The sequence below is a fragment of the Pseudomonas vranovensis DSM 16006 genome (assembly GCF_000425805.1).
In the GTDB taxonomy this organism is placed as follows: Bacteria; Pseudomonadota; Gammaproteobacteria; order Pseudomonadales; family Pseudomonadaceae; genus Aquipseudomonas; species Aquipseudomonas vranovensis.
Genome location: NZ_KE384455.1, coordinates 23,985 through 37,272, shown reverse-complemented (window position 1 = coordinate 37,272; position 13,288 = coordinate 23,985). Strand labels below are relative to the sequence as shown.

The 13,288-nt window shown below is 62.1% G+C and carries 9 protein-coding genes; all 9 read left to right on the top strand.

Features of this window, described 5'->3' with window-relative positions; translation table 11 throughout:
• The first annotated feature begins 15 nt into the window (after positions 1 to 15).
• Entirely contained in the window at positions 16 to 1,056 is a 1,041-nt protein-coding gene (locus tag H621_RS0121170) for an AraC family transcriptional regulator (RefSeq protein WP_028945281.1), read from the top strand.
• A 90-nt stretch (positions 1,057 to 1,146) separates the two neighbouring features.
• A complete protein-coding gene (locus tag H621_RS0121165; protein WP_028945280.1) occupies positions 1,147 to 2,799 on the top strand; it encodes an AMP-binding protein in 1,653 nt (550 codons plus the stop codon).
• A 12-nt stretch (positions 2,800 to 2,811) separates the two neighbouring features.
• Complete coding sequence (locus H621_RS0121160) at positions 2,812 to 3,579, top strand: SDR family NAD(P)-dependent oxidoreductase (RefSeq protein ID WP_028945279.1); 768 nt, start codon at positions 2,812 to 2,814, stop codon at positions 3,577 to 3,579.
• 19 nt (positions 3,580 to 3,598) lie between these two features.
• Positions 3,599 to 4,792, top strand: coding sequence for an acetyl-CoA C-acyltransferase (locus H621_RS0121155; RefSeq protein WP_028945278.1), 1,194 nt, complete (start codon positions 3,599 to 3,601; stop codon positions 4,790 to 4,792).
• A gap of 8 nt (positions 4,793 to 4,800) precedes the next feature.
• On the top strand, positions 4,801 to 5,928 hold the full coding sequence (locus tag H621_RS0121150) for an acyl-CoA dehydrogenase (RefSeq protein ID WP_028945277.1): 1,128 nt from the start codon (positions 4,801 to 4,803) through the stop codon (positions 5,926 to 5,928).
• Between the two features lie 14 nt (positions 5,929 to 5,942).
• Positions 5,943 to 6,716, top strand: coding sequence for an enoyl-CoA hydratase (locus H621_RS0121145; protein ID WP_010224326.1), 774 nt, complete (start codon positions 5,943 to 5,945; stop codon positions 6,714 to 6,716).
• 765 nt (positions 6,717 to 7,481) lie between these two features.
• The gene (locus H621_RS0121140; protein WP_156905648.1) at positions 7,482 to 11,375 is read left to right on the top strand and encodes a dermonecrotic toxin domain-containing protein; all 3,894 of its coding nucleotides are present in this window, start codon (positions 7,482 to 7,484) and stop codon (positions 11,373 to 11,375) included.
• A 164-nt stretch (positions 11,376 to 11,539) separates the two neighbouring features.
• A complete protein-coding gene (gene exaC / locus H621_RS0121135) occupies positions 11,540 to 13,060 on the top strand; it encodes an acetaldehyde dehydrogenase ExaC (protein WP_028945275.1) in 1,521 nt (506 codons plus the stop codon).
• 110 nt (positions 13,061 to 13,170) lie between these two features.
• On the top strand, positions 13,171 to 13,242 hold the full coding sequence (gene pqqA, locus H621_RS28265; protein WP_009394664.1) for a pyrroloquinoline quinone precursor peptide PqqA: 72 nt from the start codon (positions 13,171 to 13,173) through the stop codon (positions 13,240 to 13,242).
• Positions 13,243 to 13,288: the final 46 nt, after the last annotated feature.

Here is a 13,288-nt window from a genome sequence, read left to right as displayed (position 1 = left end):
GGTGAACGACGGCTGATGGCGGAGAAAGACACCATCTCGATGCAACTGGTGCGTGAAGCGCTGTTGCAGACTTGCGCCCCCGGCGCGCCGAGCCTGGCCATGCTCAGCCGCGTCGGCATCGATCCGGCGCAGCTGCACGAGGCCAGCGCCCGGGTGCCGGCTAGTGCCTACGCAGAGCTCTGGCGCCTGCTGGCGCGCCGTTGTCACGATGAGTTCTTCTGCATGGACCCGCGTGGCCTGCGCACCGGTAGCCTGGCCTTCCTCTGCCGTTCCTCGATGACCCAGCCGACCCTGGGCGCGGCAATCGAATCCGCCCTGGCGTTTCTGGGGCTGATGCTCGAACACTTGCAGCCGGTGCTGGTGCGTCAGCAAAGCCTGGCCGAAATCGTCATTGGCGAACCGCAGGAAGCGCCGCGTCGACCCTTCACCTATTTCACCTTCTGGATGATCGTCCACGGTGTGGCCTGCTGGCTGGCCGGGCGACGGATTCCGATCCTGGCCATCGAACTGCGCTGCGATGAGCCACCGTTCTGCGACGATTACCGGGTAATGTTCTCGGAAAACCTGCAGTTTGGACGCCCACGCACGCGCATGATCTTTGCCGCCGACTGCCTGGACCTGCCGCTCAAGCGCACCCCGGAGGAGCTGCAGCGGTTCCTAGCCGAGGCACCTGGCAACATCCTGGTGAAGTACCGCGACCCTGCGAGCCTGGCCCGGCGCATCAAGGCTTCGTTGCGCCAACTGCCGGCAGGCGAGTGGCCCGAGACCGAAGGCCAGGCCCAGCAACTGTGCATCTCGGCCTCGACCCTGCGCCGGCGCCTGGCTGAAGAAGGCCAGACCTACCAAGGGCTCAAGGACAGTGTGCGCAAGGAGTTGGCCATCGCCTGGCTGGCCGAAGACCAGGTGAGCTTTGCCGAAATTGCCGACCGCCTGGGGTTTGCCGACAGCAGTTCGTTCTACAAGGCCTTTCGCAAATGGTACGGCTGCAACCCGGGTCATTACCGCACGTTGATCGGCCAAGACCAGCCCGAGCGCCAAACCAGTCATCCAGATTGACAGCTTTGGCCATTGTCCTGCCCCGGCGCTAGCGCGACTATCTCCAGATCATTCGTTTTATTCCAACAATAAGAAACGAGGAGTCTGGCGATGCGTGATTACCGCGGCGCAGCGAAGGGTTTCAACTATCAGCAGACCGCTGCAGCTGTACTGCAGGGCAGCCTGGAAGCACTCAATGCCTGTGTCGAGTGCTGTGACCGGCATGTCGGCGACCACCGCATAGCGCTCAACTGTGAAAACCGCGAGGGCGACAGCGCGCAGTACAGTTTCGAGCAATTGCAGGAGGCCGCCGCGCGCCTGGCCAATGTGCTCAAGGCGCAAGGCGTTGGCGCTGGCGATCGGGTTGCAGGCTTGATGCCGCGTACTGTCGAGCTGCTGGTAACCGTGCTCGCCACCTGGCGCCTGGGTGCGGTCTATCAACCCCTGTTCACCGCCTTCGGGCCCAAGGCTATCGAGCACCGCCTGGAGCAGTCCGGGGCCAGAGTGGTGGTCACCGAGCCGCTCAACCGCAGTAAGCTAGATGACGTGCATGGCTGTCCGACGATCATCTGCGTCGGTGCCCAGGCCGGCGCCAGCGACCTGGATTTCCATACCGAACTCAATGCCGCCAGCAATCACTGCGAGCCTGTGCTGCTGGGGTGCGATGCACCGTTCCTGCTGATGTTCACTTCAGGCACCACGGGCCCGGCCAAGCCGCTGGAAGTACCGTTGCGCGCCATTGTCGCCTTCCAGGGCTACATGCGCGATGCCATCGACCTACGCCCCGAAGACAACTTCTGGAACCTGGCCGATCCGGGTTGGGCCTACGGTCTTTATTACGCGGTAACCGGCCCGCTGGCGCTGGGGCATTCCACGACCTTTTTCGATGGCCCGTTCAGCGTCGATAGCACCTGCCGAGTCATCAACAAATACGCCATCACCAACCTGGCCGGATCGCCTACCGCCTACCGCTTGCTGATTGCCGCCGGCGGCGAGTTCAGCGCGCCCATCAAGGGCCGCCTGCGGGTGGTCAGCAGCGCCGGCGAACCGCTGAACCCGGAAGTGATCCGCTGGTTCGCCGATGAGCTTGGCGTGACCATCCACGACCATTACGGCCAGACTGAACTGGGCATGGTGCTGTGCAACCACCATGGCCTGGCGCATCCGGTACACCTGGGGTCGGCCGGCTTTGCCATCCCCGGGCACCGAATCGTCGTGCTCGATGAGCAACACAACGAACTGCCCGCGGCGCAGCCGGGCATTCTGGCGGTCGACCGCGAGCAGTCGCCGCTGTGCTGGTTCGGGGGTTATCACGGCCTGCCGACCAAGTCTTTCGTCGGCAAGTACTACCTGAGCGGCGACACCGTCGAGCTCAACACCGATGGCAGTATCAGCTTTGTCGGTCGCAGTGACGATGTGATCACCACCTCCGGGTACCGGGTTGGGCCTTTCGATGTCGAGAGTGCGCTGATCGAGCACCCAGCGGTGATCGAGGCGGCGGTGGTGGGTAAACCAGACCCTGAGCGTACCGAGCTGATCAAGGCGTTCGTCGTGTTGGGCAGCGGCCAGAAGCCTAGCGAAGCGCTGGCCGAAGCGCTGAAACAGCACGTGCGCCAACGCCTCTATGCCCATGCCTACCCACGGGAGATCGAATTCGTCAGCGAGCTGCCCAAGACCCCGAGCGGCAAGCTGCAGCGCTTTATCCTGCGCAACCAGGAAATCGCCAAACAACAAGCTGCGCTGGCCCAGACCGCCAGCGCCTGAGGAACGAACATCATGCAGATCGCCAACAAGAACTTCATTGTCAGCGGCGCGGCCTCGGGCCTGGGCGCTGCTACCGCGCAGATGCTTATCGAGGCCGGCGCCCAGGTGATGCTGGTCGACCTCAACGCCGAAGCCGTTGCCGCCAAGGCTCAGGAACTGGGGCCGAACGCCCGCTTTGCAGTCGCCGATATCAGCCAGGAGGCTGCTGCCAAGGCTGCTGTCGATGCCGCAGTGACTGCATTCGGCAGCCTGCACGGCCTGATCAACTGCGCCGGCATCGTCGGCGCCGAGAAGGTGCTGGGCAAGAATGGTCCCCATGGCCTGGAAAGCTTCAGCCGGGTGATCAACGTCAACCTGATCGGCAGCTTCAACCTGTTGCGCCTGGCCGCCGCGGCCATGGCAGAAGGGGAGGCCAGCAGCGAAGGTGAGCGCGGGGTGATCATCAATACCGCTTCGATCGCCGCCTACGACGGCCAGATCGGCCAGGCCGCCTATGCCGCGTCCAAGGGTGCGATTGCCAGCCTGACCCTGCCCGCAGCACGCGAACTGGCACGCTTCGGCATCCGCGTCATGACCATCGCCCCCGGGATTTTTGAAACCCCGATGATGGCCGGCATGACCCAGGAAGTGCGCGATTCACTGGCCGCTGGCGTGCCGTTCCCGCCACGCCTGGGCCGCCCGCAGGAATATGCGGCACTGGCCCGTCATATCATCGAAAACAGCATGCTCAATGGCGAGGTGATCCGTCTCGACGGTGCCTTGCGCATGGCCGCCAAATAACTGCAGGAGGACTGAAATCATGACCCTTGCCAACGATCCGATCGTCATCGTCAGCGCCGTGCGCACCCCAATGGGGGGACTGCAGGGCGACCTGAAAAGCCTCACCGCGCCGCAATTGGGCGCCGTGGCCATTCGCGCTGCCGTCGAGCGTGCTGGCGTAACCCCTGACAGCGTCGAACAGGTACTGTTCGGCTGCGTTCTGGCCGCAGGCCTTGGCCAGGCGCCTGCGCGCCAGGCTGCCCTGGGCGCAGGCCTGAACAAGGGCACCACCTGCACCACCTTGAACAAGATGTGCGGCTCGGGTATGCAGGCGGCCATCATGGCCCATGACCTGCTGCTGGCCGGCAGCGCCGATGTGGTAGTGGCCGGCGGCATGGAAAGCATGTCCAACGCACCGTATCTGCTTGACAAGGCCCGTAGCGGCTACCGCATGGGCCACGGCAAGATCATCGACCACATGTTTTTCGACGGCCTGGAAGATGCCTACGACAAGGGTCGCCTGATGGGCACTTTTGCCGAGGACTGCGCCGAGCACAATGGCTTCACCCGCCAGCAGCAGGATGATTTCGCCATCGCCTCGCTGACCCGTGCGCAACAGGCAATCAAGGATGGCAGCTTTGCCAGCGAGATCGTTCCGGTCGAAGTGACCGTGGGCAAGGAACAGCGCCTGATCAGCGACGACGAGCAGCCGCCCAAGGCTCGCCTGGACAAGATTCCTCAGCTCAAGCCCGCCTTCCGTGATGGCGGTACGGTCACGGCGGCCAACGCCAGTTCTATCTCCGACGGTGCCGCGGCACTGGTGCTGATGCGCCGCTCGCAGGCCGAAAAACAGGGGCTCAAGCCACTGGCTGTAATCCACGGCCACGCCGCGTTCGCCGCCACCCCGGCGCTATTTCCCACCGCACCGATCGGCGCTATCGACAAGCTGATCAAACGCACCGGCTGGAACCTGGCCGAGGTCGATCTGTTCGAGATCAACGAAGCCTTTGCCGTGGTCACCCTGGCGGCCATGAAGCACCTGGACCTGCCCCACGACAAGGTCAACGTGCATGGCGGCGCGTGTGCCCTGGGCCATCCGATCGGCGCCTCGGGCGCACGAATTCTCGTCACCCTGCTGGCTGCCTTGCGCCAGAAAGGCCTGCGCCGTGGCGTGGCCGCCATCTGCATAGGCGGCGGTGAAGCGACGGCCATGGCGGTCGAGTGTCTGTATTGAGGTGCACCATGCTAGTTAACGACGAACAACAGCAAATCAGCGACGCCGTCCGCCAGTTCGCCCAGGAGCGCCTGCGCCCTTTCGCCGAGCAGTGGGACCGTGAGCACCGCTTCCCCAAGGAAGCGATCGGGGAAATGGCCGAACTGGGCCTGTTCGGCATGCTGGTGCCGGAGCAGTGGGGCGGCAGTGACACGGGCTACGTGGCCTATGCCATGGCCCTGGAAGAAATCGCCGCCGGCGATGGCGCCTGCTCGACCATCATGAGCGTCCACAACTCGGTGGGCTGCGTGCCGATCCTCAAGTTTGGCAGCGACGCGCAAAAACAGCAGTTCCTCGTGCCACTGGCCAGCGGCCAGATGCTCGGTGCCTTCGCGCTGACCGAACCCCAGGCCGGCTCCGATGCCAGCAGCCTGAAGACGCGTGCCCGCCTCGACGGCGATCACTATGTGCTCAATGGTTGCAAGCAGTTCATCACCTCGGGGCAGAACGCCGGGGTGGTGATCGTGTTTGCCGTCACTGACCCGGCCGCCGGCAAGCGCGGCATCAGTGCCTTCATCGTGCCGACCGATTCACCGGGTTACCAGGTGGCACGGGTTGAAGACAAGCTCGGCCAGCACGCCTCCGACACCTGCCAGATCGTTTTTGACGATGTACGTGTGCCGGTGGCCAACCGCCTCGGCGAGGAGGGCGAAGGCTACAAGATCGCTTTGGCAAACCTTGAAGGGGGGCGCATCGGTATTGCATCGCAATCGGTGGGCATGGCCCGGGCCGCCTTTGAAGTGGCCCGCGACTATGCCCGCGAGCGCCAGAGCTTCGGCAAGCCGCTGATCGAACACCAGGCGGTGGCCTTCCGCCTGGCCGACATGGCCACCCGTGTGGCGGTGGCCCGGCAGATGGTCCAGCACGCCGCTGCGCTGCGTGATGCCGGGCGTCCGGCATTGGTCGAAGCGTCGATGGCCAAGCTTTTTGCCTCGGAAATGGCCGAAAAGGTCTGTTCGGATGCCTTGCAGACCCTGGGCGGTTATGGCTATCTGAGTGACTTTCCGCTGGAGCGCATTTACCGCGATGTGCGGGTCTGCCAGATCTACGAAGGCACCAGCGATATTCAGCGCATGGTCATTGCGCGCAATCTTTGAACGGAGCAGCTTGCATGAGTTTTGAAACCATTCTGTTGGACATCCACGGCAAGGTCGGCCTGATCACCCTCAATCGCCCGCAGGCGCTCAATGCGCTCAACGCGCAGATAGTTGGCGAGATCAACCAGGCGCTGGACCAGCTCGAAGCCGACCCGAACATCGGTTGCGTGGTGCTGACAGGTTCGGCCAAAGCCTTTGCCGCAGGCGCCGACATCAAGGAAATGGCCGACTTGCGTTACCCGCAGATCTACGTCGATGACCTGTTCAGCGATGCTGACCGCATCGCCAACCGTCGCAAGCCGATCATCGCTGCCGTGTCCGGTTTTGCTCTGGGTGGTGGCTGTGAACTGGCCATGATGTGCGACTTCATCCTGGCGGCTGACAACGCCAAGTTCGGCCAGCCCGAGATCAACCTCGGCGTGCTGCCGGGCATGGGCGGCACCCAGCGCCTGACCCGTGCGGTGGGCAAGGCCAAGGCCATGGAACTGTGCTTGAGCGGTCGCCTGATGGGCGCCGAAGAGGCTGAGCGCGCTGGCCTGGTGGCTCGCGTGGTGCCGCAGGCCGAGCTGCTGGAAGAGGCATTGAAGGTAGCTGCGACCATCGCCAGCAAGTCGATCCCGATGACCATGATGGTCAAGGAAAGCGTCAACCGTGCCTTTGAGGTCAACCTCGCCGAAGGCGTGCGTTTCGAGCGCCGGGTGTTCCATGCTGCCTTCGCCACCGAAGACCAGAAAGAGGGTATGGCCGCGTTCATCGCCAAGCGCGAAGCGCAGTTCAAGGACCGCTGAGCGTAGCATCATGTACCACCCGGGTGAGGGTGGGTAGCGTTGAGATACAGCTTCCTTTCAACAACAGGAAGCTCGCTCATGACGCTGATCCCATCCCCCCTCGGGCAGATGGCCCTGAGTGCCAAACTCTGCGGTCCGATTGCCCGGCACTTCGCTCTGCGACCCTCACTGCGAAGCGTTGCTGCGCAGATCATCGAGCAGCAATGGCGCGAGCGCGGTATCAAGGGTCCCGCGCCCTCTACCCTGACGCTGTACCGTAGGGTGCCCGGGCAGGGCTGGCGCCTCGGCAGCCTGGCCGATGCCTTGATCGTTCGTTACTGTCAGGCATCCAGTCTCAACCTCACCGCGGGTGTCGATCTGCTCAGCACGGACCGCGCATCACAAACCCCGCGCGCCACGGACGTCGACCTGTACCAGGTCCAGACGTTGCTCGACGAGTGCGGCCCATTCCTGCTCGATGAGTACAAGCGGGTGCTCGCTGAGTTCTGGAGCTATCGCGGGGATCGACCAAACAGTCCTTGGGGATGGCTGGTGAATTACCTGCACAACCAGTTCGTGACGGACTGCGATCTTGAACTGAGTGCAGGTACGCTCAGCGCCTTCGAGGCTGTCACGGCCAACGCCGTGGCTGCGTTCCCGGAGGCGGCGCAGCGTGCGCAGCTGGACAACATGGCCGATGTCACGGTATGGCTGCTCAACGCCGATGCAACAACGACCCAGGCGCTGGAACCGGAATGGACCAGTGCGCTGCTGATCGAACGAGCAGTGCCCGAGCAGCAGCGCACTATGGAGTTGGTCTATACCTTGGCGGGCAAGCTGCACCGTTTTGAATCGCGCGAGGCGTTGGTCAACGCCCTGCGCGGGAGTCGGCACGGCGCTCCTGTTACATTGACCCTGCACAAGATCGCTGGGCCGATGTTCCAGGCACAGGTGACGATGCTGTTCGAGCAATTGTTGGTGTTGATTGAGCGCATCGCGCAGGCGACTCGAGGCACCGATCCCGACTTGCCGGACCTGCTGATGCAGTATCTGGATGAGGCCACGTCGCTGATCGATATCTGTGCGGTCAATCAGCGTCAGACCCGCCTGCTGTATCAGCGTCAACTGCCCCTGTGGCTGCAGCAGTCCAGTATCGCCGATCGTCACGCCTATGCCAGCGGCCTGGTGCGACTGGCCAGGGCGCAGCGACGCGGTGCGGGCAGATCATTCCTGTTCGACATACCTGGGATCCTCGACTACGCAAAAGACGCAGTGCGCGCGGCAGTTCTGGCCGATCACCCGCAATCGGCGAGGTTGAATCTCGAGGACTTTGAGGTGGTCAACGAACGGGTGGACGCTGCTGCAGCGGGTAGCGGCGGCAACCTGTACCCGGTGGGTTCGGTCACGGTAGTGCGCTTGAGCCTGGCACAGCTCGCGCTGGAGAACCGCTCGGCATTGCGGGCAGGATCGGTGACGGTGCAGTCTCGCAACGGTGCCCCGGTGCCCGACTGGCTGACGCGCGGCTACCTTGAAACCTTGGTCAGCCGGCTGGACCTTGGCAAAGCGTATCCGGACTTGCTACGCCAGCAGTTGCTCGATGATGCGTCGGCGCGGGCTGCCCGCCAGACGTTGTTCGTTGATCAGGTGCGTGAGCAACTGCCACTGCTGGCACTTGAGAAGTACCTGCGCAAGACCGATGGCATTACCTCTCGAGGCGTCAAGCTGGTGCAATCGATCTGTGACGTTGTGCCTGGTCATGTCGCGTTGGCGCGGATGCGGCCGCTGGCGTTCCGGCGTCGCGCCGGTGCCAAGGCGGATGTCGCCCTGAATGCGTACTTGATCGACGCCAGGAAGTCCGAAGGCGGACCCTGTGTGCTGTACCGTCCGCTGCATCCACAGCCGCTGCTCGAGTTCACCACGGAACAAGGGTTTTGCGAGGCGTTGTACGACGGCGGGGCATTGCAGGATGACGTGTTGTCGCGCCTTGATGAAAATGCACGGCCTCTTTATGCCAGAGGCGGATTCGAGCAACCGCATATCGTTCGATTCACGCAAGGTGCGGAATTCTCGCCCATCGAGGTCTCTGCACCTTCCACCCTGGCCGAGGAGGCCCTGGGCGAAAATATGCTGGGACAGCTGTACCTTTCTTGCGCGCGGGAGTTGGTTGCCCTGGCCGAGGCTCAGTCGGTATCCAACAGTGAGAACCGCTGGATCGCTTATGAAGAATTGGGATGGCTGATGTTCAACACCCTGTTGCCCTTCTTCAATGGCCCTGTGACCGTTTCCGCCTGGATGCTGCAGTTTTTCGCCAGCCTGCAAAGTGAACTTCAGTTACCTGAGGCGCAGGAGGACGGCGAGCGGCTGGCCGTGTTGTTGTTCAATGTCGCGTCGATACTGTTCACGTTCAGGAACGAGCCGCCGCTGTTGAAAGCACCGTCTCGTGCGCCGGAGAACAACGAGACGTTAGTGCCCATGCGTCTTGTCGATGACGCTGTCGAGCGTGCGCCGAGTTCGCCCTCCGCTGCGTCACTGGCGGGCCTGGATTTCAGTTGGTCGTCGGCCAGGCCCGGCTTGACCAGTGCGCAGCGCACGGCGCTGGAGCCGTTCAAGGCTGAGTTGACCCTGGGTCGATTGGGCGAGGCGCTGCCCCACGGGCCGCGACAGGGTTTGTACCTGCACGCCGATCACCTGTGGGCGAGCGTCGACAGTAATGTATATGAGGTCGCGATCACCGAAGATGGAACACGCATCGTCGACGGGCAAGGGCAGTTGGGCCCCTGGTTGCGTCAGCAGACGCCCGGCGTCTGGGCCTTCGACCTAGGGCTGCGCCTGCGGGGTGGCATGCCGCTGAATCGGCGCATCGAGCAAATGCGTGAAGCCAATCGGCAGCGGGTGACAGCATTGGAGCATGAGCTTGCTGGTTTGAGTATCGAACGCGAGGCGCGAATTGCGCGGCTTGCTCGGAACGAGGCGGAATTCGGCTTCGACAAACATCCAGGCGAGCAGCACCTGCGGGCGTATGTCGACGACATACGTCACCACTGTCAGCAGTTGATCAAGGCCGACGAAAGTTTTCAGGCATTGAACCAGCTGAAGAGCCAGGCCAACTTCAACCGGGCTCGCGCCAGCAATCTGTTCGAACTGGCGAGTGCTCAAATCCATCTGGTTCGTATGTTGCGCTTACAGTTTATCGATAGCGTCACGCGGGCACGTACACTGCCAAGCGTGCAAGAGCCGCCGCTGCAGCAGGCGGGGGGCAATGGTGTGGCGGGCAGGCGTGAACGGTTTGTCCAGGCGTCCCGTCACGCCAAGGCACTCATCAAAGAGGCTTTGGCGAGCTTTGAAGCCATTCGTGAGGTACGTCGACAATTGCGCGGCTTATTACCAACGGGGCCGCAGAATATCGCCGAAATCGATGAGCAACTTGGGAGAGCAAACTCCTACAGGTCATGGCAATCCAGCGAGATCAGCCTGCAAGGTGTGTTGATTCTGGAGGCCGACCAAGGCGAAGTGTGGCAGTTGCTGGATACGGTGAAGTCGTCACGTATTGCACTGCAGATGCAGGCCACGCTTGAAGGCGATACCTCGTTTACGAGCCAGGAACGCGTTGAGGTGCTCGATGGCAGCGTTCGCAACTTTGCCGTTGCCTTGGAGGTGGCGCGTAACTATCAAGCGGGGCCGAGGAGTGAAGCCGCCAAACCTTTGGTCGAGGCGTATGTGCATTCGCTTCAAAGGATGTTGCTGGAAGCCGAAGGCGAGTTGGCCAGGCATATTCGCGTGTTATCCAGCGAAAGCGAGCCAGCCCAGCCAAGGGCGAACAGCAGGCATGCAGTGATCAAGACGCGCAATCGAGGAGGGGTGGTTGGTCAGCGGCGGGTGGGGACGGGCAGCAATCCGGATTCAGTGGTCGTGCTTGATCCGATCGAGAACAGCGAATTGGCGGTTTATCAGGAGTCCAGCGAAGCGGGTGTCTGGCAGCCTGTCGCTCCCGCCACACCCGTGCAAACTGCGGCACCCCGCGCAAGTCTGGGCAACCTGCTCAAACGTGTCGGCAAACTTTTGGCCGGCGCAGAGCGGCAGATGCTGCAGGCCCGGAGCCAGGCCCGAACGGCAACGATCGGTGTAGAAATGGAGGAGATTCTGGTGCAGCAGGCGACGCCATTGGAGGCGCTGGCCAACGATATCGAAGAGGCCCTGACCGCGGTGAACGAGGTCGACCGCGCTACCCAGGAACATGACGCAGCGATCGAAGCCAAGGCCTTGAGTGACAAGGCGGTGGCAATGCGTGCCCTGGGGCGCGAATTGCGCATTTCGATCACCAGGGCGCAACCTCCGACGGTAGGTCGCCTCGTCTATCTCAAGCGTCAGGGTGAGATCAGTATTACCCGGCCCAAAGGACGTGAACCGAGCGCACGGCGCACAGGCCGGCCTCAAGACTACCTGCAAGAATATGTGATCAGCGACACAACCGGGCAACCCCTGTGGTATGCCCACTTTCATTACCCAAGCATGGACACGGCGGCCAGTGACTTTACCGCAGCCCACCTGAAAACCCGTGAACAGCGATTTGATGGTGGGCAGTATCGAGTGAAAGCCGAGCAGAACAGCCAGGTGGTGATCCAGATCTACCGCAGCCTGATCGACAGGGCTTCCGCCGATGCCTTGTTCCTGGGGCTTTAGCAGCGTTGCCGGGGTGGCAGGCAACCTTGCTACCCCGGACTGTGCCTTACTACCAAATGAGTAGTCGTTCCCTGCCAAGGGCCGATTCGTCCCGCCTGCCTCGCTGAATAAGATCGACTCACTGCCTGTCGTTGCGACAGGCCTCGATCAGCAGAGGCCCCATCATGATCTATGCAGCCCCCGGTACGCCGGATGCAATTGCAAATTTCAAATCACGTTATGGCAATTACATCGGCGGTGATTTCGTTGCGCCGCTCAGTGGCCAGTACTTCACCAATAGTTCTCCGGTCAACGGCCAGCCGATTGCAGAGTTCCCACGCTCGAACGCCGATGATATCGAGCGTGCCCTGGACGCTGCCCATGCCGCCGCCGATGCCTGGGGACGTACGTCGGTCCAGGAGCGTTCGCGCATCTTGCTGAAGATTGCCGACCGTATCGAAGCACATCTTGAAGTACTGGCCATCAGCGAAACCTGGGACAACGGCAAAGCCATCCGCGAGACGCTCAATGCCGATGTGCCGCTGGCTGCCGATCATTTTCGCTATTTTGCCGGTTGCATTCGCGCCCAGGAGGGCAGCGCTGCCGAAATCAACGACATGACCGCGGCCTACCACTTTCACGAGCCGCTGGGTGTGGTCGGGCAGATCATTCCGTGGAACTTCCCGCTGCTGATGGCGGCCTGGAAGCTGGCCCCGGCCCTGGCGGCGGGTAACTGTGTGGTTCTGAAGCCGGCTGAGCAAACGCCGTTGTCGATCACGGTGTTTGCGGAGCTGGTCGGTGACCTGCTGCCGCCGGGTGTACTGAATATTGTCCAGGGCTTTGGACGCGAAGCTGGCGAAGCCCTGGCCACCAGCAAGCGCATCGCCAAAATTGCCTTTACCGGCTCCACCCCGGTGGGCGCGCATATTCTCAAGTGCGCCGCCGAAAACATCATTCCATCAACGGTGGAACTGGGAGGGAAATCGCCGAACATTTTCTTCGAGGACATCATGCAGGCCGAGCCGGCGTTCATCGAGAAAGCCGCTGAAGGCCTGGTGCTGGCCTTTTTCAACCAGGGAGAAGTCTGTACCTGCCCGTCACGAGCCTTGGTGCAAGAGTCGATCTATGAGCCGTTCATGGAGCAGGTGCTGAAGAAAATCAGCCAGATCAAGCGCGGCAACCCCCTGGACACCGAAACCATGGTGGGCGCCCAGGCCTCGGAGCAACAGTACTACAAGATTCTTTCCTACCTGCAGATAGCCCAGGAAGAGGGCGCTCAAGTGCTGGCTGGCGGCGACTGCGAGCGACTGGGCGGCGACCTGTCCACGGGTTATTACATCCAGCCGACCCTGCTCAAGGGGCACAATCGGATGCGCGTGTTCCAGGAGGAGATCTTCGGTCCGGTGGTGGGCGTGACCACCTTCAAGGACGAGGCCGAGGCATTGGCCATTGCCAACGATACCGAGTTCGGGCTGGGCGCCGGGGTGTGGACCCGCGATATCAATCGCGCCTACCGCATGGGCCGGGGCATCAAGGCGGGCCGTGTGTGGACCAACTGTTACCACCTGTACCCGGCGCACGCCGCGTTCGGTGGCTACAAGAAATCCGGGGTCGGTCGCGAGACCCATAAGATGATGCTCGACCACTACCAGCAGACCAAGAACCTGCTGGTCAGCTACGACATCAATCCGCTGGGGTTCTTCTGATCGCCCGGGTAGCTGTACCAAATCGCTTCCAAAGTAGCATTCGACCCGTACCGACAACGGTGTATTAATAGAAGCACCGCAATCCTGTGGTGCCATTAGAGGATGGACCTATGTGGAAAAAGCCTGCGTTCACTGATCTGCGTATCGGGTTTGAAGTGACGATGTACTTCGCCAATCGTTGATCCCTCTGGCGCCGGTTGTTGTTTGCAGCAGCCGGCGTTGTCGTTT

Coding starts and splice junctions, on each gene's coding strand:
- H621_RS0121170 (WP_028945281.1), top strand. CDS start 16: ATGGCGGAGAAAGACACCATCTCGATGCAACTGGTGCGTGAAGCGCTG.
- H621_RS0121165 (WP_028945280.1), top strand. CDS start 1,147: ATGCGTGATTACCGCGGCGCAGCGAAGGGTTTCAACTATCAGCAGACC.
- H621_RS0121160 (WP_028945279.1), top strand. CDS start 2,812: ATGCAGATCGCCAACAAGAACTTCATTGTCAGCGGCGCGGCCTCGGGC.
- H621_RS0121155 (WP_028945278.1), top strand. CDS start 3,599: ATGACCCTTGCCAACGATCCGATCGTCATCGTCAGCGCCGTGCGCACC.
- H621_RS0121150 (WP_028945277.1), top strand. CDS start 4,801: ATGCTAGTTAACGACGAACAACAGCAAATCAGCGACGCCGTCCGCCAG.
- H621_RS0121145 (WP_010224326.1), top strand. CDS start 5,943: ATGAGTTTTGAAACCATTCTGTTGGACATCCACGGCAAGGTCGGCCTG.
- exaC (WP_028945275.1), top strand. CDS start 11,540: ATGATCTATGCAGCCCCCGGTACGCCGGATGCAATTGCAAATTTCAAA.